23 protein-coding genes and 1 pseudogene are annotated in these 23,439 nt (G+C 59.7%); 4 read left to right on the forward strand and 20 right to left on the reverse strand.

Features of this window, described 5'->3' with window-relative positions:
- Positions 1-15 precede the first annotated feature (15 nt).
- A complete protein-coding gene (locus MKD49_RS11765; RefSeq protein ID WP_252696350.1) occupies positions 16-1,362 on the forward strand; it encodes an ATP-binding protein in 1,347 nt (448 codons plus the stop codon).
- Positions 1,363-1,382: 20 nt separating this feature from the next.
- Here MKD49_RS11765 and MKD49_RS11770 read toward each other — a convergent pair whose 3' ends face one another.
- Positions 1,383-2,054, reverse strand: a complete 672-nt coding sequence (locus MKD49_RS11770; protein ID WP_121039040.1) for a glutathione S-transferase family protein — start codon at positions 2,052-2,054, stop codon at positions 1,383-1,385.
- A 58-nt stretch (positions 2,055-2,112) separates the two neighbouring features.
- On the opposite strand from MKD49_RS11770, the gene MKD49_RS11775 reads away from it, so the two are divergent.
- Positions 2,113-3,555, forward strand: a complete 1,443-nt coding sequence (locus tag MKD49_RS11775) for a PLP-dependent aminotransferase family protein (protein WP_121039037.1) — start codon at positions 2,113-2,115, stop codon at positions 3,553-3,555.
- A gap of 53 nt (positions 3,556-3,608) precedes the next feature.
- On the opposite strand, the gene MKD49_RS11780 is transcribed toward MKD49_RS11775, so the two are convergent.
- The 3 genes from MKD49_RS11780 to MKD49_RS11790 all read right to left on the reverse strand — a co-directional run bounded on the left by MKD49_RS11780 (position 3,609) and on the right by MKD49_RS11790 (position 6,958).
- Positions 3,609-3,893, reverse strand: a complete 285-nt coding sequence (locus MKD49_RS11780; RefSeq protein ID WP_227022609.1) for a helix-turn-helix domain-containing protein — start codon at positions 3,891-3,893, stop codon at positions 3,609-3,611.
- An 11-nt stretch (positions 3,894-3,904) separates the two neighbouring features.
- The gene (locus MKD49_RS11785) at positions 3,905-6,232 is read right to left on the reverse strand and encodes an FdhF/YdeP family oxidoreductase (RefSeq protein ID WP_252696351.1); all 2,328 of its coding nucleotides are present in this window, start codon (positions 6,230-6,232) and stop codon (positions 3,905-3,907) included.
- Between the two features lie 237 nt (positions 6,233-6,469).
- Complete coding sequence (locus tag MKD49_RS11790; RefSeq protein ID WP_026051927.1) at positions 6,470-6,958, reverse strand: Lrp/AsnC ligand binding domain-containing protein; 489 nt, start codon at positions 6,956-6,958, stop codon at positions 6,470-6,472.
- Positions 6,959-7,109: 151 nt separating this feature from the next.
- On the opposite strand from MKD49_RS11790, the gene MKD49_RS11795 reads away from it, so the two are divergent.
- Positions 7,110-8,411 carry a D-amino acid dehydrogenase gene (locus MKD49_RS11795; protein WP_252696352.1) on the forward strand — a complete coding sequence of 434 codons (1,302 nt, stop codon included), beginning with the start codon at positions 7,110-7,112 and terminating at the stop codon, positions 8,409-8,411.
- 81 nt (positions 8,412-8,492) lie between these two features.
- Here the strand turns inward: MKD49_RS11795 and MKD49_RS11800 are convergent, their stop codons facing one another.
- Positions 8,493-9,287, reverse strand: coding sequence for a helix-turn-helix transcriptional regulator (locus MKD49_RS11800; protein WP_039787561.1), 795 nt, complete (start codon positions 9,285-9,287; stop codon positions 8,493-8,495).
- A gap of 170 nt (positions 9,288-9,457) precedes the next feature.
- Between MKD49_RS11800 and MKD49_RS11805 the strand changes: the two genes are divergently transcribed.
- Entirely contained in the window at positions 9,458-10,348 is an 891-nt protein-coding gene (locus MKD49_RS11805; protein WP_252696353.1) for a DMT family transporter, read from the forward strand.
- 24 nt (positions 10,349-10,372) lie between these two features.
- Here MKD49_RS11805 and MKD49_RS11810 read toward each other — a convergent pair whose 3' ends face one another.
- The 15 genes and pseudogenes from MKD49_RS11810 to MKD49_RS11880 all read right to left on the reverse strand — a co-directional run bounded on the left by MKD49_RS11810 (position 10,373) and on the right by MKD49_RS11880 (position 23,032).
- Entirely contained in the window at positions 10,373-11,290 is a 918-nt protein-coding gene (locus MKD49_RS11810; RefSeq protein WP_252696354.1) for an SMP-30/gluconolactonase/LRE family protein, read from the reverse strand.
- Positions 11,291-11,325: 35 nt separating this feature from the next.
- A complete protein-coding gene (locus MKD49_RS11815) occupies positions 11,326-12,288 on the reverse strand; it encodes an ABC transporter permease (protein ID WP_252696355.1) in 963 nt (320 codons plus the stop codon).
- A complete protein-coding gene (locus MKD49_RS11820) occupies positions 12,285-13,259 on the reverse strand; it encodes an ABC transporter permease (RefSeq protein ID WP_371925457.1) in 975 nt (324 codons plus the stop codon). Before MKD49_RS11820 ends, MKD49_RS11815 begins: the two co-directional genes overlap by 4 nt.
- Positions 13,256-14,776, reverse strand: a complete 1,521-nt coding sequence (locus MKD49_RS11825) for an ATP-binding cassette domain-containing protein (protein WP_252696356.1) — start codon at positions 14,774-14,776, stop codon at positions 13,256-13,258. Before MKD49_RS11825 ends, MKD49_RS11820 begins: the two co-directional genes overlap by 4 nt.
- A 91-nt stretch (positions 14,777-14,867) precedes the next feature.
- Positions 14,868-15,935 carry an ABC transporter substrate-binding protein gene (locus MKD49_RS11830; protein WP_039787515.1) on the reverse strand — a complete coding sequence of 356 codons (1,068 nt, stop codon included), beginning with the start codon at positions 15,933-15,935 and terminating at the stop codon, positions 14,868-14,870.
- A gap of 481 nt (positions 15,936-16,416) precedes the next feature.
- Complete coding sequence (locus MKD49_RS11835; protein ID WP_252696357.1) at positions 16,417-16,881, reverse strand: Imm6 family immunity protein; 465 nt, start codon at positions 16,879-16,881, stop codon at positions 16,417-16,419.
- 105 nt (positions 16,882-16,986) lie between these two features.
- Complete coding sequence (locus MKD49_RS11840; RefSeq protein WP_252696358.1) at positions 16,987-17,298, reverse strand: hypothetical protein; 312 nt, start codon at positions 17,296-17,298, stop codon at positions 16,987-16,989.
- Positions 17,299-17,688: 390 nt separating this feature from the next.
- Positions 17,689-18,282, reverse strand: a complete 594-nt coding sequence (locus MKD49_RS11845; protein ID WP_371925458.1) for an O-acetyl-ADP-ribose deacetylase — start codon at positions 18,280-18,282, stop codon at positions 17,689-17,691.
- 10 nt (positions 18,283-18,292) lie between these two features.
- On the reverse strand, positions 18,293-18,571 hold the full coding sequence (locus MKD49_RS11850; RefSeq protein WP_252696359.1) for a YrhB domain-containing protein: 279 nt from the start codon (positions 18,569-18,571) through the stop codon (positions 18,293-18,295).
- A 225-nt stretch (positions 18,572-18,796) separates the two neighbouring features.
- Positions 18,797-19,234 carry a hypothetical protein gene (locus tag MKD49_RS11855; RefSeq protein WP_252696360.1) on the reverse strand — a complete coding sequence of 146 codons (438 nt, stop codon included), beginning with the start codon at positions 19,232-19,234 and terminating at the stop codon, positions 18,797-18,799.
- 186 nt (positions 19,235-19,420) lie between these two features.
- Positions 19,421-19,888, reverse strand: coding sequence for a hypothetical protein (locus tag MKD49_RS11860; RefSeq protein ID WP_134040154.1), 468 nt, complete (start codon positions 19,886-19,888; stop codon positions 19,421-19,423).
- Positions 19,889-20,643: 755 nt separating this feature from the next.
- Positions 20,644-20,783: pseudogene (locus MKD49_RS26575) on the reverse strand (IS3 family transposase); the annotation flags it as partial.
- A gap of 216 nt (positions 20,784-20,999) precedes the next feature.
- Complete coding sequence (locus tag MKD49_RS11870; protein ID WP_252696362.1) at positions 21,000-21,413, reverse strand: hypothetical protein; 414 nt, start codon at positions 21,411-21,413, stop codon at positions 21,000-21,002.
- Positions 21,414-21,422: 9 nt separating this feature from the next.
- Positions 21,423-22,361, reverse strand: a complete 939-nt coding sequence (locus MKD49_RS11875; protein WP_252696363.1) for a PoNe immunity protein domain-containing protein — start codon at positions 22,359-22,361, stop codon at positions 21,423-21,425.
- A gap of 212 nt (positions 22,362-22,573) precedes the next feature.
- Entirely contained in the window at positions 22,574-23,032 is a 459-nt protein-coding gene (locus MKD49_RS11880; protein WP_252696364.1) for a hypothetical protein, read from the reverse strand.
- Positions 23,033-23,439: the final 407 nt, after the last annotated feature.

The raw sequence follows: 23,439 nt of genomic DNA on the forward strand, positions 1-23,439 counted from the left end.
GCCTGGCCGCGCAGCATGACCGCACAATTGCTGGCCTTGCTGCTGCTGGGTCTGGTGGCGGCACACCTGATCGGACTGCTGCTGGTGCAACCGAATGGCACGCGCATCCACGTCATCTCGCGCGACCAGATGGCCGAGCACGCCGCCGTGGCCTGGCGCCTGGCGCAGCTGCCGGCGGCGCAAGCGCAGGAGGCACTGGCACGTGCCAGCGACGGCGACACGCGCTACCGGCTCGATCCGGATCCGCAGATCGATGCCGCCCATGAAGAGGGCGGCGACCAGGATCTGCTGCGCCAGCGACTGCAGGCGCAACTGGGCCTGCCGCCCGAGGCGCTGCGCATCAGCCTGCGCGAAGCCGACGATGGCCCGGCCCTGCTGCGCATCGCGCTGCGTACGCCAGCGGGCCTGTGGGTCAACACGCAGCAGCAGCCCTTGATCACGCAGGGCTGGGTCCGGCCACTGCGGTTTTCAGTCCCCGTGAGCACCCTGCCGGTGTTGCTGATCGTGGCCTTGTTCCTGCGCCGCATCCTGCGTCCGGTCAAGGCGCTGGCCCAGGCGGCAGAACGGGTGAGCCGCGGCGAGGAAGTGGCGCCACTGCCGCTGACCGGCCCGCAGGAAGCGCGCGAGGTCACTGCGGCCTTCAACCTGATGCAGCAACGCCTGCGCCGCTTCGTCGAGGACCGCACCCGCATGCTGGCGGCCATCAGCCATGACCTGCGCACCCCGATCACCTCATTGCGCCTGCGCGCGGAACTGGTCGATGACGCGGCCCTGCGCACGGCGATGATCCGTACTTTGGACGAGATGCGGGTGATGGTGGAAGAGACCGTGCGCTTCGCACGCGATGATGCGCATGCCGAAGCCACGTGGGAAATCGACCTGGCGGAATTGCTGCAGGAACTTGCTCAGGAGCACGCCAGCCAAGGCCGCGATGTACAGATCACCGTGCAGAAAAATGCGCAGCAAAAAGTACAGAACAAGGTAGCGCATGACCCCTTGGCGCAGCAGGACGCTCCCCTGCGCTATCGCTGCCGGCCCGTACATCTCAAGCGCGCGCTGTCGAACCTGGTGGACAACGCCGTGCGCCACGGCCAGCGGGCGAGATTGTCATTGATCGTGGAGCACGATGGCAGCCTGTCCATCCTCGTCGACGATGACGGTCCCGGCATTGCGGAGGAACACTTGCAGGAAGTCTTCAAACCCTTCGTGCGCCTCGACCCGGCACGCTCCGGCGGCAACTTCGGCCTGGGTCTGGCGATCGCCCGTTCCTGCATCGAGGCCCATGGTGGCCGGCTGGAACTGCGCAACCGCCACCAGCCGGGCGACCAGGGCCTGCAAGCCTGCATCAGCCTGCCGGCCTGAACCGGAGCAATGCGCAGGCCTCAGCGCAGCAGTTCGTAAGGCCCGCCCTTCTCCAACGCACGCTGATAGGCCGGGCGCGCATGGATGGCTTCGAGGAACTTGAGCAGATTGGGATGGCGGCCATCGAGCCCGCCACGTGCCCGCATGCCCTCCACCGGGAAGCTCATCTGGATATCGGCCCCGGTGATGCTCTTGCCGGCGAACCAGCCATCCTTGCCCAGTTCGGCTTCCATGTAGCGCATCTGCCGCTCGATCTGCGGTGCCACCAGACGGCTGCGCATGCCCTCGGACAGCATCCGCGCAATCGGACGGATCAGCGCCGGCACGGCCTTGGGCATCTTGCTGAAGATCAGCCCCAGCAGCAGCCAGGGCATGGCCGAGCCCTCGGCAAAGTGCAGCCAGTAGCGGTAGCGCAGGCGCTCGGGCGTGCCGGGTGCGGGCAACAGGCCGCTGTCGGCACCGTAACGCTCCAGCAGGTATTCGACGATGTTGCCCGATTCGGCCACCGTCAGATCGCCATCGGTGATGACCGGCGACTTGCCCAGCGGATGCACTTTCAGCAGCTCGGGCGGGGCGAGCATGGTCTTGGGGTCGCGCTGGTAAAACTTGATCTCGTAGTCCAGGCCCAGCTCTTCCAGCAGCCACAGCACGCGCTGCGAGCGGGAGTTGTTCAGGTGATGCACGGTGATCATGGCGCGGTCCTTGTAAAATGCGAAGCGACAACTCTAACACCATCAAGAAACCCGCCCCATGGCCGTCACGCCTCTTTACAAACAATTTGCCGACCAGCTCGCGGCCTCCATCCGCGACGGCGTGCTGCGCCCGGGCGAGCGCATCGCCTCGGTGCGCATCGCCAGCCAGCAGCACAAGGTCAGCGTCACGACCGTGGTGCGCGCCTACGAACTGCTGGAAAGCCGCGGCATCATCGAGAGCCAGCCGCAGTCCGGCTACTTCGTGCGCGAACAGGCCGAGAGCATTCCCCGCCCCGTCATCAAGCCGCCTTCTCAGGCCGATCATCCGGCCTGGCAGGAATCCACCGAGGTCGACGTCAGCCGCCTGGTGCTGGCCACCCTGAAGACCATCCAGCAGGACGGCACCGTGCCGCTGGGTTCACCCTATCCCAACCCGGCACTGTTTCCTTCGCACCGGCTGGCGCAATACGCCGGCCGTATCGCGCGCCACGCCAGCCAGTCCAGCGTGTTCGACGACCTGCCCCCGGGCCATCCGGACCTGCTGCGCCAGATCGCGCGCCGCTATCTGGAAAACGGCCTCAAGGTCGATCCCGAAGAAATCGTCGTCACCGTCGGTGCCACCGAGGCCATCAATCTCTGTCTGCAGGCTGTGGCCCGTCCCGGCGACACCATTGCGGTGGAGACCCCGACCTTCTACGCCATGCTGCACGCCATCGAGCGCCTGGGCATGCGGGCCCTGGAAATCCCGACCGATCCGCAGCGCGGCCTCGATGTCGGGGTCCTGGAAGAGCGGATGAAGACGCAGCCGGTGGCGGCCTGCATGGTGATGCCCAACTTCCAGAATCCGCTGGGTTTCCAGATGCCGGACAGCGAAAAGGAAAGACTGGTGCGCCTGGCCGAACAGCACCAGATGCCGCTGATCGAAAACGCCGTCTACAGCGAGCTGTATTACGGCAATGCCCATCCTTCATCGCTGAAGAACTATGACCGCGAGGGACTGGTGCTGCATTGTTCTTCGTTTTCCAAGAGCCTGACCTCGGCCTACCGCATCGGCTGGGCGATGCCGGGGCGCTATCGGGCGCAGGTGGAAAAACTCAAGTTCCTCAACACGCTGGCCACGCCGACCGCGCCCCAACGCGCCATCGCGGAATACCTCACGCAGGGCGGCTACGAACGCCACCTGCGGCGCGTGCGCCGCGTCTTCGCGCAGCAGCGCGACATGATGCGGCACTTCGTGCTGCGCTTTTTCCCGGCGGGTACGCAGGTGTCCGAGCCGCAAGGCGGTTATGTGCTGTGGGTGGAATTGCCGCAGGGGGTGGATGCGATGGAACTGTATCGCCGCAGCCTGGCGCTGGGGATCACGGTGGCACCGGGGCGCATCTTTGCGGCGACCAACCGGTACAGTCATTTCATTCGGCTGAACTACAGCTATGCCTGGTCCAAGGAGACCGAGCAGGCATTGAAACTGGTGGGGAAACTGGTGGAGGAACTGGCGGGGTGAATTTTGCGGCGCGCCTGAGCGGTGCGCCGCAAATCGCATTTCGCATTTCGCATTTACTGAGGCGACACCAGCAAGCTCACGCTGCCCGTCCCATCCTCATTCATCTCGACCTTCACCACCCCGGCCTCTTCCAGCGCCGACAGGAAGCGCCGCAAGGTACTCATGCGCAATTGCGTGCGCTTGGACAAGCGCGCCAGCGACAGCGCCCCGCCCTCCTTCTCTTCAGCATCCGCCTGCAGGGTTTCCACGATCAGCAGCACTTCAGGCGGCACGCCCATCTGCTGCGCGCGGGCCTGCAGATCGGCGTCCTCCTGGGCGGGCATCTCGACGACGCTCATGCCGGCCTCCATCACGCTGCCGAGCGCTGCACCGCCGAACGCGACAACAGCACCGGAATGGATTTGGAAGTGGGCGTGCGCGCCTTGTCGGCAAAGCTTTCCAGCGGCACCAGCGGATTGGTCTCCGGATAGTAACTGCCGATACAACCGCGCGGAATGTCATATTCCACCAGCAGGAAACCATCGGCACGGCGCTCCAAGCCGTCATCCCAGACGCTGGTGATGTCGACCCATTCACCATCCTTCAAACCCAGCATCTGCAGGTCCGCCGGGTTGATGAAGACCACGCGGCGCTGGCCGAACACGCCGCGATAACGGTCGTCCATGCCATAGATGGTGGTGTTGTACTGGTCGTGCGAACGGGTGGTCATCAAGGTCAGCAGCTTCTCGCCATGGATCGCGCGGGCACGATGGATGGGCGTGTCCTTGGGAATGTCATGGACGATGAAGTTGGCCTTGCCGCTGCCGGTCTTCCAGACGCGATCGCGCGAGGCCACGCCCAGGTGGAAGCCGCCCGGATTGGCGATGCGCTCGTTGTAGCCCTTGAAGGCGTCATACACCTTCTCGATGGCGTCGCGGATGCGCGAATAATCTTCGGCGTACCACAGCCAGTCGATCTTCGGACCATTGTTGCGCGACTTCATCGTCGCTTCGGCGAGATGCGCCACGATGGCCGTTTCCGACATCAGGTGTTCGGACGCCGGCTTGTTGATGCCGTAGGAGACGTGGACCATGCTCATCGAATCTTCCACTGTCACGCCCTGCGGACCGGACTTCTGCACGTCGATCTCGGTGCGGCCCATGGTCGGCAGGATCAACGCATCCTTGCCATGCACCAGGTGGCTGCGGTTGAGCTTGGTGGTGATGTGTACCGTGAGGTTGCAAGAACGCATGGCCTCGAAGGTGCGCGGCGTATCAGGCGTGGCCATGGCGAAGTTGCCGCCCAGGCCGATGAAGACCTTGGTACGGCCTTCCAGCATGGCCATCACCGAACCCACGGTGTCATTGCCGTGATGGCGCGGCGCCTTGAAACCAAACACCTGTTCCAGGCGATCCAGGAAGGCCGGGGTCGGTTTCTCGTCGATGCCGACCGTGCGGTCGCCCTGCACGTTGGAGTGGCCGCGCACCGGGCACAGGCCCGCACCCTGGCGGCCGATGTTCCCGCGCAGCATCATCATGTTCGACAGCAGCTGGATGGTGGCCACCGCATACTTGTGCTGGGTCAGACCCATGCCCCAGGTGGCGATCACGGACTTGCCCTTGACGTAGACCTGGGCCAGTTTCTCGATGTCTTCGCGCGAGACACCGGACTCGGCGATGATGTCATCCCAGCTTTCGGCACGCGCCTGGGCGGCGAATTCCTCGAAACCGTCGGTGTGTTCCTCGATGAACTTGACGTCGATCACGCGCTCGGCACCGGCTGCCTTGGCCGCATCATCCAGTTCGATGGTGCGCTTGATGACGCCCTTGATCAGCGCCAGGTCGCCGCCCAGCGTGGGGTGGATGAACATGGAGCTGATGCGGGTGCTGCCCATGGTCAGCATCTCGACCTTGCTCTGCGGATCGGCAAAGCGCTCCAGGCCGCGTTCCTTCAAGGGGTTGATGGCCACGATGGTGGCACCGCGCTTGGAAGCGTGGCGCAGTTCGCCCATCATGCGCGGATGGTTGGTGGCCGGGTTCTGGCCGAACAGCAGCAGCGTGTCGCAATGATCGAAATCTTCCAGCAGCACCGTGCCCTTGCCGATGCCGACCGTGCCCGGCAGGCCCACGCTGGTGGGTTCGTGGCACATGTTGGAGCAGTCGGGGAAATTGTTGGTGCCGTACTGGCGCACGAACAACTGGAACAGGAAAGCCGCTTCGTTGCTGGCGCGGCCGGACACATAGAAGTCCGCCATGTCCGGATCGGGCAAGGCATTGAGGTGCTTGGCCATCAGCTCGAAGGCGGCGGACCAGTCGATCTTCTTGTACTTGTCGGTGGCGGCGTCATACACCATCGGATGCGTCAGGCGGCCGTGTTCTTCCAGCTCGTAATCCGATTGCTGCATCAGCTCGGTGACGGTGTGCTTGTCGAAGAACTCGGGGGTGACACGCTTCTTGGTGGCTTCGGCGGCCACGGCCTTGACGCCGTTCTCGCAGAATTCGAAGGTGGAAGTATGCTCGCGGTCCGGCCATGCGCAACCGGGGCAATCAAAGCCGTCAGGCTGGTTCTGCGACAACAGGGTACGCAAGCCCTTGCCGTCGGCCACGTGTTCCTTGACCAGGTTCAGCGCGACATACTTCAGTGCGCCCCAGCCGCCTGCGGGTTGATTGTATTGCTCGATTCTTGGTTTGGAAGGCATGATGTCTCGGGATGGAGTGGAGTCCAGTGTAGGTGAAGTCTAGGACACGCCAGTCCCGACCGGAATGCACAGGGAGCGGCGACGGATTCAAGCACAGTGCCTGTCAAGCCGCGCGCGCAAAGACTCGCCGACGATGTGTACAGTAGCTGAAGTTGCGGGTGTCTGCTTTTCTGTACCGGAACTGTCCGGCCACTGTACTGTTATCCGTACGCCCATCCGTACCGGCTGCTGCCGGGCTCAGTCATCCAGCGGCAGCGCCAGTGTCTCCTTGATCTCTTCCATCACCACATAGCTCTTGGACTGCGCCGCCCCCGGCAGCTGCAGCAGGATGTCGCCCAGCAGCTTGCGGTATTCCGCCATGCCCCGGATGCGCGCCTTGATGAGGTAGTCGAAGTCGCCCGAGACCAGGTGGCATTCCTGCACTTCGGGAATGCGCAGCACCTCGCGGCGGAACTGCTCGAACATGTTGCCGGACTTGTGATTGAGCGTGATCTCCACGAACACCAGCAAGGTCGCGCCCAATGACTCGGGATTGACGCGCGCGTAATAGCCGCTGATGACGCCATCGCGCTCCATGCGCCTGACTCGTTCAATGCACGGCGTGACCGACAAACCCACCTGCTCCCCGAGCTCCTTCATGGAGATGCGGCCATCCTTTTGCAGCACGGCCAGGATGCGGTGATCGAGCTTGTCGAGGGTGCGAATGGACTGTTGCTGGGTTCTCATGAAATTTTCCCGTTTCAGCGCGATTTTCATGAACTGTTCATGAAATCAGCCATAAATACGCGAACAAACACTATTTATTCACCCATATCATAGCTGAATCTTCTAATCCAACAGCCTTTTGCAGCGGCATCAACGAAACGGGGAGTTCAGCATGCGCGTCGTCATTCTTGGAAGCGGTGTCATCGGGGTCACCAGCGCCTGGTATCTGGCCAGGGCCGGTCACGATGTGACCGTGCTGGACCGCCAGCCCGGCCCCGCGCTGGAAACCTCCTTCGGCAATGCCGGCCAGATCTCTCCCGGCTATGCCTCGCCCTGGGCCGCCCCCGGTATTCCCCTGAAGGCCATCAAGTGGATGTTCCAGGAACATGCCCCGCTGGCCATCCGCCCGGACGGCACGCTCAACCAGCTGCGCTGGATGTGGCAGATGCTGCGCAACTGCAACGCCGAAAGCTACGCCGTCAACAAGGAACGCATGGTGCGCCTGGCTGAATACAGCCGCGACTGCCTGCGCGACCTGCGCGCCGATGTCGGCATCCCCTATGAAGGCCGCCAGCAAGGCACGCTGCAACTGTTCCGCTCGCAGGAACAGCTCGAGGGTGCTGCCAAGGACATCGCCGTGCTGCAGGAAGCCGGCGTCCCCTTCGAACTGCTGACCCCGGAACAGCTGGGCGGTGCCGAGCCGGCGCTGGACAAGGTGCGCGGCAAGCTCACCGGCGGCCTGCGCCTGCCCAATGATGAGACCGGCGACTGCCAGCTCTTCACTACCCGCCTGGCCAAGATGGCCGAGCAACTGGGCGTGAAATTCCGTTATGGCGTCTCGATCGACGCCCTCACCATGGCCGGTGGCAAGATCGCCGGTGTGGTCTGCGGCAAGGAACTGGTGCAGGCCGACAGCTACGTGGTCGCCCTTGGCTCCTACTCGCCGCAACTGCTGCGCGACATCCCCGGCCTGCCGGGCATTCCGGTGTATCCGCTCAAGGGTTACTCGATCACCGTGCCGATCACCGATGCATCGGCCGCACCGGTCTCCACCATTCTCGACGAGACCTACAAGATCGCCGTCACCCGCTTCGATGACCGCATCCGCGTCGGCGGCATGGCCGAGATCGTGGGCTATGACACGGCCCTGAAGGCCAAGCGCCGCGCCACGCTGGAACTGGTGGTCAACGATCTGTTCCCCGGTGCAGGCGACACGAAGCAAGCCAGCTTCTGGACCGGCCTGCGCCCGATGACCCCGGACGGCACGCCCGTGGTCGGTGCCACCCTGGTCTCGAACCTGTACATCAACACCGGTCACGGCACGCTGGGCTGGACCATGTCCTGCGGTTCGGGCCAGCTGCTGGCGGACCTGATCTCGGGCCGCCGCCCTGCCATCGCCCATGAAGACCTGTCGGTGGCGCGCTACATGGCCTCGGGCAGCACCGTGCAGACGCCGCGTCTGGCAGGGGCCTGATCGCTGCAACAGGACATCCTCGATAGTCTCTTCTGCATCCCTCGCAGAATGGTTGGCCGGAGTGAAATGCTCCGGCCTTTTTTATGCGCGCACGGCCGGATGCGATGAGGGGACATATCCCGTCATCCGCTTGAACATGGTCGAGAAGGTCGCCGGCTGTTCGTAGCCGAGGTCGTAGGCAATCGCCGTCACCGAATGTCCCAGCGCCAGCCGCGAGATCGCATTGACGATGCAGGCGCGCAGCCGCCATTGCTGGAAGCCCATGCCGGTCTGCGCCAGGAATCTGCGGGTGAAGCTGCGCTCGCTCATGTGCAATTGTTCGGCCCACTCGGCCGGGCGCGCGCGGATCGAGGGCGATCGCATGAAGTCGCGACACAGCGCCCCCAGCTTCTCCTCCTGCGGCAGCGGCACGTACATGGGAATCTCGCGGGCGCGGGCGATCTCCTTGAGCAGCAGGTGCATCAGCGCCTCCTCGCGGCTATCGGGTGCGTAATGCGGATCGATGCGGGTGGCTTCGATCAGCAACTCGCGCAACAGCGGATGCACCTCCAGCACCTGGCAGGTCCGCGCGGCGCGCGGCGCATGTTCGGGCTCGACGAAGGCGCTGCAGGTCGTCACCGGCAAGAGCATGCGGCTCTGGTGCTCGCGCCCGGAAGGAATCCACACCGCGTGCTGCGGCGGCACCACCCAGGCCCCATCCTGCGTCACCACCTGCATCAATCCCCCAAGCCCGAACAGCAACTGCGCCCGGCGATGGCTGTGCCAGGCCTGCAGCGAATCGCGCGCGTAATCGGCGCCGGCGGCTACCACCGGGCGCGCGATGCGGTCCACCCGGTCGATGGGCAGCGGGGAACGGGAGAGAGAAGGCTTGCGCATGGTCTGGTCTCGCTTGGCGTACATGCAAAGATGACGCACCGATGATGGAAACTCCGCCACCACGAAGCTTGCCTCGCAGCTTGGCGTAAATTCAAACATTCTTGACCCAAGTACGAAAGTCAGTCAACCGGCCCTGCCCTACTGTACGGTTTTCATCCAACGATTTCGCCATGCCTCCTCCCCTCCTCTCCGGCATTCTGGTCGCGCTCATCTGGGGCCTACAGCCCGTGATCTCGCGCTACGGCTTGCAGCAAGGGCTCACGCCCCTGGATGCGACCTTGATGCGCTTTCTCACCAGCGGCCTGCTGATCCTGCCCTTTGCCTGGCGGCGCGGGCTCTGGCAGGCCTGTGGTGTCGGCTGGGGGCGCGGGCTGGTGCTGTTCCTGCTGTCGGGCCCCTTGTTCAGCCTGGTGCTGGTGGCGGGCGTGAACTACGCGCCGGCTTCACATGGCGCGCTGATCCATCCGGCCCTGACGCCACTGTTCGGCATGGCCATCAGCCGCTTCGCCCTCGGGCAGCGCGAACGCATCTCCCTGTGGGGCGTGCTACTGCTGCTTGCCGGACTGGTACTGGTGGCGCTCAATGGCATCCTCGCCAGCGGCGGACTGGCTCCCGATGGCGCGTGGCGCGGCGATCTGCTGTTTGTGCTGTCGGCGCTGATGTGGTCCAGTTACCTGATGCTCAATCGCGCCTGGAAGATTGCGCCCCTGGATGCGGTGGCGCTGACGCAAGTGCTGTCGCTGGCCTGCATGCTGCTGGCGCTGCCGTGGCTGGGCACGCAGACTTTCAGCAAGCCGGCCTCGGCACTGCTGCTGCAGAGCGCCTACCAGGGCGTGCTGGTGAGCATCGTCAGCGTGGCCTTGTTCAACTGGGTGGTGGCGCGGCTGGGCGTGAAGGCGCTCATGCTCAATGCGCTCTCACCGCTGTTTGGCGTAGTGGCCTCGGCGTGGATCCTGGGCGAGACGCTGTCGGTGTCGATGATGACGGGTGCCGTGGCCATCGTCGCCGGACTGGGCGTGACCATGAAAAAGAAACGCCCGGAGCGCACACCGGGCGACTGATGCAAACGGCGCGCCTGCTGCCGCTCAGGGCCGCACGGCCCCGTTGACCGCCAGATACACCGCATACAGCGAGGTGGTGGCGGTGATGAAGAGGCGATTGCCGCGCGGCCCGCCGAAGACCACATTGGACACCACTTCCGGAATCAAAATCTTGCCCAGCAAGGTGCCATCCGGCGCATAGCAATGCACGCCATCGCCGGCCGAGGTCCAGATGTTGCCCTGGGCATCCAGCCGGAAACCATCGGCCAGCCCCGGATCGATGGTTGCAAACACCTCGCCGCCCTTGAGCGTGGCGCCCTCCACCACATCGAATACTCGGATGTGATGCGGCCCGCCCGCACGGTGCGTGAGGCCGGTATCGGCGATGTAGAGGCGGCTTTCATCGGTGGAGAACGCCAGCCCGTTGGGGCGCTCCAGGTCGCTGCTGACGATGCTGATGTCACCGCTGTCGCCATCGATGCGATAGACATTGCACGCACCGATTTCGCTCTCGGCCTGATAGCCTTCGTAATCGCTGTTGATGCCGTAATCCGGATCGGTGAACCAGATCGAGCCATCGGACTTGACCACCACGTCATTGGGCGAATTGAGCCGCTTGCCCTGCCAGTGCGAGGCCAGCGTAGTGATGCTGCCATCGTGTTCGGTGCGGACCACGGCGCGGCCACCGTGCAGACAGCCGACGATGCGGCCTTCACGGTCCAGCGTATTGCCGTTGTTGAAGTGGGAGGGCTGGCGAAATACGCCCGCCCCTGCGCCCTCGGACCAGCGCATCAGGCGATTGTTGGGAATGTCGCTCCAGATCAGTTCCTGCGTGGCCGGCAGCCACACCGGGCCTTCGGCCCAGCGGCAGCCGTGGTAGAGACGATCGACCTGGGCGGTGTCGATGACCATGCGGCGAAAGCGCGCATCGAGATGCTGGAAGGGGGTATCGGGCAAGGACATGCGTTCTCCTTTTCGGTGTAATTGACGCTGGCGCCTCAGCGATACTGGCGGCGGCGGCCGGAACAGACGATCACGGCGATGATGATGAGACCCGACAGCACCGAGCGTTCGCCCGCCGACAGGCCCACCACGTTCAACAGCGTATTGGTGAAATACAGGAACAGCGCCGCGCCCCAGATCCCGGCCACGCTGGGCCGGCCACCGGTGACGCTGGTGCCGCCGATGACCACCACGGCCACCGACATCAACAGGTATTCATTGCCCATGTCGAGCGAGGCACCGCCCGAGAACCCGGCGATGAGCAAGGCGCACAGCGCCGCAAAGACCGCGCACAGCACGTAGCACAGGCAGCGGATGCGTTCCACGCCGATGCCCGCCAGCCAGGCTGCACGGGCATTCTGGCCGACCGCCGAGAGGAAGCGGCCGAACAGCGTGCGCCCCAGTATCCAGGCCAGCCCCAGCGCCACGGCCAGCACCAGCCAGGCCAGTTGCGGAAGGTGCAGCAGCCATCCGGTCGCGAAGCTGGCCAGCAATTGTGGTGGCGTGATTTTGAGGCCCTGGCCGACATGAATCGCCAGCGATTGCAGGATGAAGGACGACGACATGGTGGCAATGATGGGCGGAATCTGCAGCAGGCGGATCAGCAGGTAATTGGCCAGCCCGATGCCGACACCCACCCCGAGCGTGACCAGCAGCCCGAGCAGGATGCCGCCATCCTCGCCGCCCATGGTACGCAAGCCCAGCGCACCGGCCAGCGCGATGGTGGACGGAATGGAGAGATCGATGTTGCCTGGCCCGGTGGTCACCACCAGCATCTGCCCCAGGCCCACCAGCACCATCAGCGCCCCGAAAGAATACGCCGACAAGCCGATATTGAACGCCGCCTCCGGCCCGGCCACCGCCAGCGTGGCCAACCACAGCAGGGCCGCCCCCATGAAGGACCAGACCCAGGGCCGCTGTTGCAGCGCGGCCCCCATCGTTGCACGCGCGGCGCTCATTGACGTTCTCCCCGTGCCGACAGCAGGATGCGCATCGACAACACGATGATCAGGATCGCGCCCTGCAAGCCGATCTGCCACTTCGGCGCGATGTTGAGGAAGGACAGGAACGAGGCCGCAATCCCCAGCGTGATGGCCCCCAGCGTGGCACCGATGGGCGAGACCTTGCCGCCGATGAAGCTGCCGCCGCCCAGGATCACGGCGGCAATCGAGATCAGCGTGTAGCGCTGCGCAATATTGGCATCGGCCGAAGTAGTGATGCCGACCAGCGTCAGTGCAGAGAGAATGCCCAGCACGCCGGCCAGCCCGTACATCAGCGCCTTGGCGCGCACCACCGAACCGCCGCTGCGCACGATGGCCTTGGGATTGCCGCCGGCACCGCGCAGCCGCACGCCCAGCGAGGAACGCATCAGGAACCAGTGTCCGCACAGCGCGATCAGGACCGCATAGACGATGGGCGTAGGCACCACCGGAATGGCCAGGTTCATCACATCCTGTATCCATTGCGGCGTGGCACCGCCCGGCATGGGCAGCAGGATCAGCGCCCAGCCGCCCCAGACGAAGGACAGGCCCAGCGTCACCACGATGGACGGCAGATCGAACAATTCCACCAGCGCGCCGATGGCCGCGTACAGCAGCACGCAGGCAATCAACGCCGCCACGCCCAGCAGCGGACGCTCCGGCAACCAGGTCACGGCGAGGCAGGAGACCAGGCTGATGAAGGCACCGATGGACAGATCAAGATCATTGACGGCAATGATGCACAGCTGCGCCATGCTGGCCAGGATCATCGGCACGGCCAGATTCAACAGCAGACCCAGCCCGAAATAACTCATCGTATTGGGATTGATCCAGAAGATCGGTGCCAGCACCACGGCCAGCGTGGCCATGGGCAGCAGCAGGGTCTGGATCTCGTGGCGCGACAGCAGGCCGTGGCGCGCACGCACGGGGGTGCGGGCAAGCGTAGTCATGCGCGGGCTCCTTCGAGAGGGGGTGTGACGGTGCCGCCATCGGCGCGCACGTTGCCGAAGGACGCGGCGATGATGCGTTCCTCCGAGAGTTCATGGCGGGCCAGTTTCAGGGTGACCTGCTGCTGGTAGAAGACGTAGGTCGCATCGCAGTATTCGAGCTCGTCGTTCTCGGTGGTGTACCAGACGAAGCTGCGGCCGCGCGCCGCTTCTGCGCGGATCAGGCGATACATGTCGACCTTGGTGCCGAAGTCGACGCCGCGCATGGGATCGTCCATCAGGATCAGTTCCGCATCCGACGACAAGGCCCGCGCAAACAGCACCTTCTGCTGGTTGCCACCGGACAGCGAGAGGATATTGTTGGACAGGTCCGGCGTACGGATCGCCACGCGCTCATGCCACTGGCGGCCCAGTTCGGCTTCGGCGGCACGATCGATCACGCCGCCGCGCGCCAGATGCGGCAGCTCGCGGATGCTCAGGTTGCGCAGGATGCTCCACAGCGGGAAGTTGCCATCGCGCGCGCGATCCCCGGCCACGAAGGCCACCCGCATCTTGCCGCGATATTGCTCGAAGAGCCGGATCAGCATCTCGGTCTGCCCCTGCCCTGCCAGCCCGGACAATCCGACCACCTGGCCACGGCGCACGCCCAGTGCGCCGACCGGTGACGCTGCAGGCAGTTTGACTTCCAGCAGTTGCTGGCTTTGCGCCTCTGCCGACTCCGATTCCTGTCGCGCCTGCTGTTCGGCCTGACGCTCGATCTGCTTCTGGTCGGCGTGGCCCATGGCGTGGACCAGCGCATCACGCGTGAGATGGGCGGTGTGATCCTGCAAGACCAGCTGTCCATCGCGCATGACGGCAATGCGATTGCAGCAGTCAAAGATCTCGCCCAGCATGTGCGAGATGAAGACCAGGCTCATACCGTCTTCAAGACGCCGGCGTATGTAGGCCGTCAGCCGCGCTGCCGTTTGCGCATCGAGACTGGAGGTCGGTTCATCGAGGATCAGCAGGCGCACCGGCGCATCGACCACCGTGAAGGCGCAGGCGATTTCCACCATCTGGCGCTGGGTGATGCTGAGTTCGCCGACGATGCGATCGGGATCGATGCCATGGCCGGGAAAGATGTCATCGAGCTTCTCCGTCACCAGCTTGCGCGCCCGGCGCCGCCAGCCCCAGCCCTTGAGCTGCGGATGAAACACGCAGAGGTTTTCGGCCACATTGAGGTTCTGGCACAGGGACAATTCCTGGAAGACGCAACGCACGCCCAGCCGGTAGGCGGCCTGCGTGGTGTAGTTCTGGCGCGCCTGACCGTCGATGATGATCTGGCCGTCGTCACCGGGCAGCACGCCGGCCAGCACGTTCATGAGGGTGGACTTGCCCGCGCCGTTGTGACCGACCAGGCCCCAGCATTCACCGGGCTGGATGTCCACGCTCACATCTTGCAGCGCCTTGACGGGACCAAAGGACTTGCGGATATGCGACAGGCTGCACAAGGCGGCCGAGGGGGGATGGCTGGCGTTCACGCTGGATCACCTGTGTTCTTGAGGCAGTGGATGCGCCCATGGCCCGCGCGCCGCCTTCAACGAGGCGGTCTGCGCGGGGATGGGACAGGACTTACTTGGACTTCGGCGTATCGAGCAGCTTGACGGTATCGGCCTGGGAGAAGCCGATATCGGCCACCCCGCCCTGCGGCGTCTTGGCCAGCGCATCCGGCAGTTGTTCCGCGGTCAGGTAGAGCAGCGGTGCCACGATATCGACGTCCTTGGGGATCTTCTTGCCGGCCAGCACCTGCTGCGCCACCCAGAAGGCCACGGTCACTGCGCCGGGCGGATTGGAAGCGGAATAGGTCTTGTAGCCGCTGGGGATCTGGGTCTTCCACCATTGCAGTTCGTCCTCGCGGTTGCCGAGGATGATGATGGGCAGTTCGCGGTTGGCGGCCTTGAAGGCTTGCGCCACGCCGAAGCCATCGCCGCCCTGGGTGACCACGCCATCGACCTTGGGCAGGGTCGGCAGAATGCCGGCCACGGCCTTCTGGGCCACGGTCTGCGCCCAGTCGCCGTTGACGGAGCCGACGATCTTGAGGCCCGGATGCTTCTTGAGGCCGTCCATGATGCCGGCGTGGATTTCACCATCGACCGACACCCCGGCCAGGCCGCGGATTTCGAGGATGTTGCCCTTGCCGTTGAGACGCTCGGCGAGGTAGTCGACCTGGCGTTCGCCCATCTTGCGGAAGTCGAAGGTGACGCGATAGGCACAGGGTTCGGTGACCACGCCGTCATAGGAGACCACCACCACGCCGGCGGCGCAGGCTTTCTTGATGGTGCCGTTGAGGGCCGTGGGAGAAGCGGCATCGACCACGATGGCCTTGTAGCCTTGCAGGATCAGGTTCTGGATCTGCTGGGCCTGTTCGGTGGGCTGGTTTTCGGAGGTGGTGAAAGCGGGGGCGGCGGCCACCAGCTTGCGTTTGACGGCATCGTCGGCGGTCGCGGCCCAGGTCTTGAGCATGGACTGACGCCAGGCATTGGCCGCGTAGTTGTTGGACAGGGCGATCTTGGCTTGCGAGGTATCGCCGGTGGCGACCTGCGCGTTGGCGTGGCCGGCGCCGAGGATGAGGGTGGCCGAAGTGGCTGCGATGGCCGCGAGATGCAGCCCGACGCCACGGCGTCGTACCAATGCGTTCATATTGTCTCCGTTGTTGGCTATCAAAGCGGACTTGTTGAACGTCCGCGTTTTGCTGCAATTTCTTCTTATATGAAACGATGGCCTCGTCGTTCAGAGGTCAACTTGTATGACGATTTATTCTAGAGAGCAGGGTCAGGGATGTCAAATGGTCAGACCACATGGCCGGACGCTGAGCTAGGAGTGGGGTTTTGGGGGATTGGTTCTCGCGGGATGGGTGGGCTGCGGGAGTTGTGAGGATTTGAGATGAAGCGGGATATGAATTTTCTGACTTTGTCGGGCTGCTATCGGGGTGCAGAGCTTCATATCGGCATTTCACGCGTCCGGGAGCGCTGGTGGGCGCTGCTGAGAAGGAACATTCATTTCATTGCGCCACCGTTAATCCGGAGACATCCAGTTCGGGCAGATCTTCTTTTGAATGGTCTGATTGATCGAGGACTGAAGGTGGCGAAGAGTTGCTTGCGCTCCGGGCGGGCGAAAGGCACTAGCTCAGATAGGTCCCGGATTCCAATCGAGGTAGTCCAGAGAAAAGCAGGCCCTCATTCCGTCCATACTCAATCAATGTGTCGATGAGATTCCAACCAGCTTCTGCAATGGACTCTGACATACGCGTCTCCTGCCCGGCCGCCACATAGGCAAAATGGGCAACATGCGCCACGACCATCGTGACGAAGATGAATGCGTCGCGTCCCTCGGCATCTTCTTGAAACCATGACTCTTGCAGACAGCTTTTCTCGCCAACGTCCACATCAACAAAGTGCGCCAGCTCATCAGGAGCAACAGCGCCCCCCGCCATCCAGGTTCTGCATAGGTTCAGCGCATTCATGCACGCCTCGAATGTTTCAGGATGACGATCAATTTTCAGTCTGCTCGCAGCGTCGGCTGCATCGAGCAAGATGGCCATCCTGCTTGCAGGTTCCAACTGCTTGAGTGATTCGCCGGTCGGCAATTTTTACTCCATCAAATGCATTTCGTTCTGGTTGCTGCCGGGAGGAAGCAGCCTGGCAGCGTTGCGGCAATTCTCACCGAAACCTGATCGAGCCGTGCACGCTGTTTACAGCCCACGCGTCTCAAAATAGTCGGACATGGTTTTCAAGTACGCATGGAGCTGCACGGGATTTTCAGAGAAGTCTGCAACTGAACGCGCCGTGCCTCTTTTGCTGATGCAATAGGCCCAGTCGGCCAGACTGCCCTCATGCGAAATCGTAATGGCCGGGTTCCTGAAAAACATCCAGCAATGCTCAGCCTCCAGATGTCGATCTTCCAGCAGGGGAATGGTCTGATCTTTCCGATAGACGGACAGATGAGAAAGAGCGAGGTCAGTTGCAATTTTCCTCGCTTGGTCGAATGTGATGGCGCTATTCATGGTGGTAATTTAATCGATGTAAAAATCGAAAGGAGCCACGATAAAACTGGCCGAAAACAATCCTATCGCCACCAAGCCCCGAGTAGCCAGGTAGATGTAATGAACGCAAAGACTATAGCGACAACCGACCAATAGACCCTTCTCTGACTCTTGGAAAGCTTCGCGTATTCGCCTGGACGAAAAGTGGGACCAGCCATTTATTTCCTTGTGCTTTTGGTTGCAGTGATTCGTTGAGATTGCGATCCTGCCCGGAGCAGCAGTGACACGAATTGATTTCGATTCCGATCCGTGTCAACTATGCTCGTCGACAGGCGCAAGCCTATTCAAACTTGAATATCCACGGCACTAGGCCTTTCCATCGCCATTGACATTCATTCTCAGCTGCCGCTTTCATTCGCGAACCTCAGGTACCTGCCCGCCCAGCAACTCGCGATATTTTTCATAGCTCTCTTCTTCAAAACAGACGAAGTTGATCGTCTTGAGAGTGCCCGCCTCGCTCTGAAAGGAGCGAACAGCTTCCAGCGCGATGGCGGCCGCAAGTGGCTTGGGGAAGCGATAAGTCCCCGTCGAAATATTGGGAAATGAAATACTCACGACATTGAGCGACCTGGCGAGCTGCAGGCAGGCGAGATAGGTTTTCCGCAGAAGCTCAGGCTCCTGCTTTTCGCCACCCTGCCAGGTCGGGCCCACAGCGTGAATGACGTATTGCGCGGGCAGCTTTCCGGCTGTCGTGACGACCGCGTCACCCACGGCGCATCCTCCTTGCCTGGCTCTGATCTTCTTGCATTCATCCAGTATGTCCGGCCCGCCTTTACGGTGGATCGCACCATCGACACCGCCACCTCCCAGCAACGAGCTATTGGCAGCGTTGACGATGACGTCAGCCGGAATGAGGGTGATGTCCCCTCTTACGACATTCACTTCAATCATTGGAAGATCCTCGATAGCTGACTGTATTTTCTCTGCGCCGATCTTCAATGTCATCCGGCATTCTTTACGACGGCCGACCTCTGATTTGCACAGACATTCCTGGTCGACGAGGGCCTGCAAAGTCACCCGTGCGGCTGACAAATATTGGCCAGTTCCCTACCAGGGAGTCTCCGAATTGACGCGTCAGCAGGTATTTCTCGGATTGATAAGGAAAGTACCAGCCATCAGGCTCTTCCCGGATATGCGATTCCACTAGCGCGTATGTAACATCGTCTGAAGCGTTGGAAAGTTGTTCAAGATAAGTCAATGCCATTCTCTTTGCCACTGCAAAATCAATGCTCATGCAAGCCCTCCTAATTCTCTTTGACGTAGTTCGTGATGTCGCTCGCGCTGATGATATTGGTCCGGGATGATGTGCAAGATCTTATACGGGCAGCCTCGCTGATGGCCCGGAACTCGGCTTACGAGAGTTACGGCTTTTCAGGCCTTTAGCACCCGCCACTTGCAACCTGCCACTCCTTGCCAAACTTTCTTCCCGCAAAAATGCTGTGGATATGGCCATAGATGATCAAGGAGGCGCGAGAGCCTCGCAGGCATTAGAAGTCGCCGCATCGTATCTCATCGAAACATAGACCGCAGCCTTTCCCATATAAACGCTTGAATGAATCTCCAACTGAATACCTTCTTTGCAATACGCGCCCTTGGACAAGAGTTTCCATCCATGCGCTTCGAGATTCTCTTTGGACGGTGAACGCCAAAGCTCCGGATCGACGATCAGGTTGGAGGACGCTACGCCAGACTTGGAGAGTTCTCGCCTGGAATGAATTTCCAGATTCGCATTCTGCCCTTGCGTGATCCATTTCATTTCCGCCTTCATTATCGCCAGCTGTTCATGCGTTGGCCCAACATTTTTCCCCGTTACAATCCCGTAAAGAAACCCTGTCAGGAGAATCGGCATCAACACGGCCACGAGTCGATTTTTTATCTGCTCAGAGGTCAACTCCATCAGTTGCCCTCGGCGCTTGGAAGTGGCTCGGATATCATCAATAGGTCTTGGCGCGCGCCGCTGTTTCTATGGTTCTTCTTTACATCAGTTTTGATTGATAACGCAGGCACTCATAGCAAGCAGAAAAATCGTGGTAAAGCCATGCTCATTTTCTAACTTCTCCTTGGTTAAATTCATTAATACTGCCTATGCGCCATCCAACCCACGGACAACAAAAATGAAATTGGTGAAATCCACAGCGCCAACGCCGTCACTACACTGAAAAGCCAGAGATTGATCCGCGATTTCATTAATCAACATGCCGGCGTTTCCAACCCATGCATTTACAAGTCCATCGTCCACACGCCAGACATTCCAGATCTTTAATTGCGATTTTCCTTTTGAAGTCAGCGTGATTTCAACGGAGTCAGGACTGCTATCTGTCCAAAGGACAATTTCACTATATTTATTCCCATCTAAATGAATATCCCCTTTTTCTACTTTGATACGGATCCCTTGCTCTGGTTTTCTCAGCGAAGAAAGCCTTGTGATCACAAGAGAGACTAGCTCCTGATTCAGATCCTTTTTAAAAATTGGCAGAACAATATTTCCGCAGTAATTTATTGGTCGTCCTTGTGTCCGTTGAAATTGAGCTGCTAGGGTATCAGTATCCATTTTTCGATAAGCTGGCCGTCGGTAAGTGGATCATTTGCTGTTCATAGTAGCTATCTCAAAGCTGCTGTAGGCTGGCGAACGATCCCAGTTGATTTAGCATGAAATCCGAAGGCAGCCTGCTGCACGTATCCACGAACTGCCGATAGGACTGCATCAAGAAGCGCTGCGCTGGGCCCACATTGATGCGGAACAGCACATTGCTGGAGAGTGTCAGGTCGAGGTTGGCAATGCGGACGCTGGCGCACCTGAGGCGTTCGTTCCAAAAGTAGGTCGGCTTTAAACGCAAATTAGCAAGTCAGTTTTCCATTTAACTCCACAAGCTAATTACCTCGAATAACGTCTTCAAAAGATACTAGTACACTCTGCAAAAATATTTTTTGGTAATCACCAAAAGTAATACCGCCAATTCTTACCAATTTCTCCAAGTAGGAGGCTGGAATTATGTCCGGAAGATTAGACAACGATCTCTTTGCCTCTTGAACCGTTTTATATAGCCACGCCGCATAATCGGGATTCTTAAGAAGTGCATCAAGGTGTAAACTAATATTACCTGCCCCATCGTTATTTACGGAATCTATCCACATCAAGAAGAGTTCCTTTAACTCGGAATCTGCATGTATTTCTCTAGCTGTTTTTTCAAGAAAGAAAATAAGAACAATGAGGTCGAAGTCGTTGACTCTAACGTCCTGAGTTTTATAAGTGATAAATGAATGTGCCATATCTACTGACCTGCGTCGGTAATTTATAGCCAGTTGGGCATTGAGTCGATTGTCGATCATATTCGAATCCAACCAGGCTCGACGAACGGTGGCTGGAGGCAGGTAGTGATGTTCGCTACGCGGCCTCGCTCGTTGTAGAACAGACGCCATCTTTCGATCGATACTTTCGCCACCGCCGGCCGCATCAAGCATCGGGGGGATGAAGACATCGGCTGAGGCGTTCGCTTTAGCTACGTAAAGTGAGCAGGTTCGCTGGGTCATTACAACAGCGCATTATTAGGCAGCGTCAGGTCGAGGTTAGCAACACGGAGGCTGGCGCCCCCGCCTTGCCACGCCACCTTCCGTACCGTCTTAACTCAGAAATTTTTAAAGGTGATTTCAGCTTTACACTATCATTTTTTATCGCTGTCGGTCCTCAGTTCTTGCAGTGACTGATTAATCTCTATCCCACTAATTGATTCATCACTTTCCTCATAGTCGGTGGGCTTCGAGTAGTCGAATTCAATATCAAATTTTCCATCGGGGAATAACGTAAAAGTAAGACCCCAGATACGCTCTCCTGTGCGTTTTAGAAAATCGTCTCGTAAAAATAAAGCCGCTTCACCCGGATTGATTGCTGAATCAGGCCAATCCACGCCATTCTTATCTATCCGCCCCTGATCTGTAAGAAAAATCTCTGTTCTAGCCATCTGGGAGAAGATGGCGGATTTGCAGCTTACCGAGTCCCAACTACGGCCATGAATAAAATCAAGACATGCATTCGCCAACTCTTGATAAGCTGATTCCAAGTTGTTAATTTCTTTCATTGTCCAAACTCAACCGCTTAACTTCGTTTCCGATTCCGGGAAAAATCTGCTCCAAAAACTCTGCTTCTTCTGTTTGTGCTTCACATGTGTGCTATGCCCCTCAGGCCTCAGAAAATCGCCAGGATAGCTCTCGTGTCCCAAGCAGAGGCTATCGTCTATATCAAAGACTTTTGCCACGACTGCCGCCTCCAGGCACCATCTTCCGAAGTAGCCGCCCTTCTCCAATGGATGCTTTGTCGGATCCGCAAATACGTGCCACCAAAGCTCTTCGCTCTCGTCACGTTCGAGTTCCGCGTACCAATGATCCACAAAGTCCAACAAGCTCTTGGCTTGTTGCTCGCCGGGAGCATCTATTGCAGCTAGCAATCGTACATATGGCTTGGGATGCAGCAAATCTGAGCCGACTTTCCAATTGGGAAAGCGCGTAGCAATCACTCGATCCAGCAAGATATCCTTTCCGTCCTCACCGATCAGCACCAACAACCTTTGCCACTGAGCGTCTGGAATTTCCAGCATTAACGCCAACGCGACCAGCCAGAAGCACAAGTTATAGTGATTGAGATCGGAAAGAGAAAAAAACCAGCTACGGGGATCATGATGACTGCGTGGATCATCACTGATACCGGGCGCGGCCAGTAATCGCCTGTGATCCCATCCTTGCCCGGGCTTCAGCTGTTCATTTAGCGCCAGCGCAATCGTGTTGGAGTACTCCCAGGCGTCCAGGATCCCGTCCACGTGTCGACCGAGGGATGCTATCGGCTCGCCCTTGGAGTAGAGAGTCAAGACATACCTGAGACGATTACGCATATTCTTGAACACGTACTCGGCACGGAAGGCGGGATTGGCACTTGGCTGCTGAAATAGCGCTTGCTGCTCCGCAATTGTCTCTGACCTGAATTTCTCCCATTCAGCCCAAAATCGTTCGTCGCCTAGGGGTGCTCTAATCAAAGTAGGTGCTCCTTGCCTTCAGGCTGAGACGAAACCTGAAAAAATGCTGTCCTGTCATTTCTGTAAAGTGCATTTCAACAGCTGTTTTTCGGACACCGCTGGCAGGAATGATCTCTGACTGGAGGTTCACGAAGATGTTCTGCGGCTGATACGGTACATCTTCAGAACAGCGGACATTAGACTTGAGAAGAGGCTATTGAGATTTGCGTTCATTAAGTTTTGAACATCGGCTCTTCTATTATTTCGAGTTTGGTCAGTTCTGGAATTTTCTCGTATTCAATTACCGCAAAGTCTCCGCCCTCCCGATGAAGACCTCTCCCTGCAATAAATTTCTTTCCACTCTCAAATGAAAAACACAATCCAACTTCACTGGGTAGTGCCGACAACAAAGCGTTCATCGAACGGGGTTTAACTATCGCCAAGGCAATCAGCTTATCTCCAATCAGTTGTCCAAACAGAGCCCCGGCAAACTCGCTATCTGTCGCACTAATTTCGAATAAATCGGGATCCTCGTCCATCGCAGGGTGCCTGACGTCAGCGCCGTTCATGCGATCCACCCAGATCACTACGCTATTCAAACTCGGTTCCTCAGCGATCCCTATCACCGTTCCATTTTCGAATGCGATCCCCAGCGGTCCATATGTCAGAGAGAAAGCGGAAGAATTTTCCAATTCACCGCACTCAGTAGCCACATCCTCTTTGGGCCACCAACTATACCGATTCAGGCTCACAACACGCTTCCCTAAAACTCCCTTCAGAGTATCCAGTGATAGCGAGGGAATTACCGACGCAGAACATTTACTCACTAACCCTCCGCCCCATCTTCTTGATGAATTAGAAATCTATCGTTTTAGATTGCCAGACAATGAATTATCCCCGTAAAGATATTTTTAAGGAATCAGCGTGGATCTCCACAGATCGATGACCTCATCTCATCTGCCTTCTTATACGTTGATCTCTGAAATCAGTTGAACTCGTAAAATTCGGCCTATGGCTGATACTGTTGATTTGCTCGCAGAATTGACCCTCTCCAATTGACCCACCTTCCACTGCCTTCCAAAGGCAGCCACACGATCGT

Source organism: Herbaspirillum sp. WGmk3 (assembly GCF_023952535.1).
GTDB lineage: Bacteria > Pseudomonadota > Gammaproteobacteria > Burkholderiales > Burkholderiaceae_D > Herbaspirillum > Herbaspirillum huttiense.

Coding starts and splice junctions, on each gene's coding strand:
- MKD49_RS11795 (WP_252696352.1), top strand. CDS start 7,110: ATGCGCGTCGTCATTCTTGGAAGCGGTGTCATCGGGGTCACCAGCGCC.
- MKD49_RS11840 (WP_252696358.1), bottom strand. CDS start 17,298: ATGAATAGCGCCATCACATTCGACCAAGCGAGGAAAATTGCAACTGAC.
- MKD49_RS11810 (WP_252696354.1), bottom strand. CDS start 11,290: ATGTCCTTGCCCGATACCCCCTTCCAGCATCTCGATGCGCGCTTTCGC.
- MKD49_RS11845 (WP_371925458.1), bottom strand. CDS start 18,282: ATGACATTGAAGATCGGCGCAGAGAAAATACAGTCAGCTATCGAGGAT.
- MKD49_RS11870 (WP_252696362.1), bottom strand. CDS start 21,413: ATGAAAGAAATTAACAACTTGGAATCAGCTTATCAAGAGTTGGCGAAT.
- MKD49_RS11815 (WP_252696355.1), bottom strand. CDS start 12,288: ATGAGCGCCGCGCGTGCAACGATGGGGGCCGCGCTGCAACAGCGGCCC.
- MKD49_RS11855 (WP_252696360.1), bottom strand. CDS start 19,234: ATGGAGTTGACCTCTGAGCAGATAAAAAATCGACTCGTGGCCGTGTTG.
- MKD49_RS11860 (WP_134040154.1), bottom strand. CDS start 19,888: ATGGATACTGATACCCTAGCAGCTCAATTTCAACGGACACAAGGACGA.
- MKD49_RS11805 (WP_252696353.1), top strand. CDS start 9,458: ATGCCTCCTCCCCTCCTCTCCGGCATTCTGGTCGCGCTCATCTGGGGC.
- MKD49_RS11800 (WP_039787561.1), bottom strand. CDS start 9,287: ATGCGCAAGCCTTCTCTCTCCCGTTCCCCGCTGCCCATCGACCGGGTG.
- MKD49_RS11770 (WP_121039040.1), bottom strand. CDS start 2,054: ATGATCACCGTGCATCACCTGAACAACTCCCGCTCGCAGCGCGTGCTG.
- MKD49_RS11830 (WP_039787515.1), bottom strand. CDS start 15,935: ATGAACGCATTGGTACGACGCCGTGGCGTCGGGCTGCATCTCGCGGCC.
- MKD49_RS11785 (WP_252696351.1), bottom strand. CDS start 6,232: ATGCCTTCCAAACCAAGAATCGAGCAATACAATCAACCCGCAGGCGGC.
- MKD49_RS11820 (WP_371925457.1), bottom strand. CDS start 13,259: ATGACTACGCTTGCCCGCACCCCCGTGCGTGCGCGCCACGGCCTGCTG.
- MKD49_RS11780 (WP_227022609.1), bottom strand. CDS start 3,893: ATGAGCGTCGTCGAGATGCCCGCCCAGGAGGACGCCGATCTGCAGGCC.
- MKD49_RS11850 (WP_252696359.1), bottom strand. CDS start 18,571: ATGAGCATTGATTTTGCAGTGGCAAAGAGAATGGCATTGACTTATCTT.
- MKD49_RS11775 (WP_121039037.1), top strand. CDS start 2,113: ATGGCCGTCACGCCTCTTTACAAACAATTTGCCGACCAGCTCGCGGCC.
- MKD49_RS11765 (WP_252696350.1), top strand. CDS start 16: ATGACCGCACAATTGCTGGCCTTGCTGCTGCTGGGTCTGGTGGCGGCA.
- MKD49_RS11790 (WP_026051927.1), bottom strand. CDS start 6,958: ATGAGAACCCAGCAACAGTCCATTCGCACCCTCGACAAGCTCGATCAC.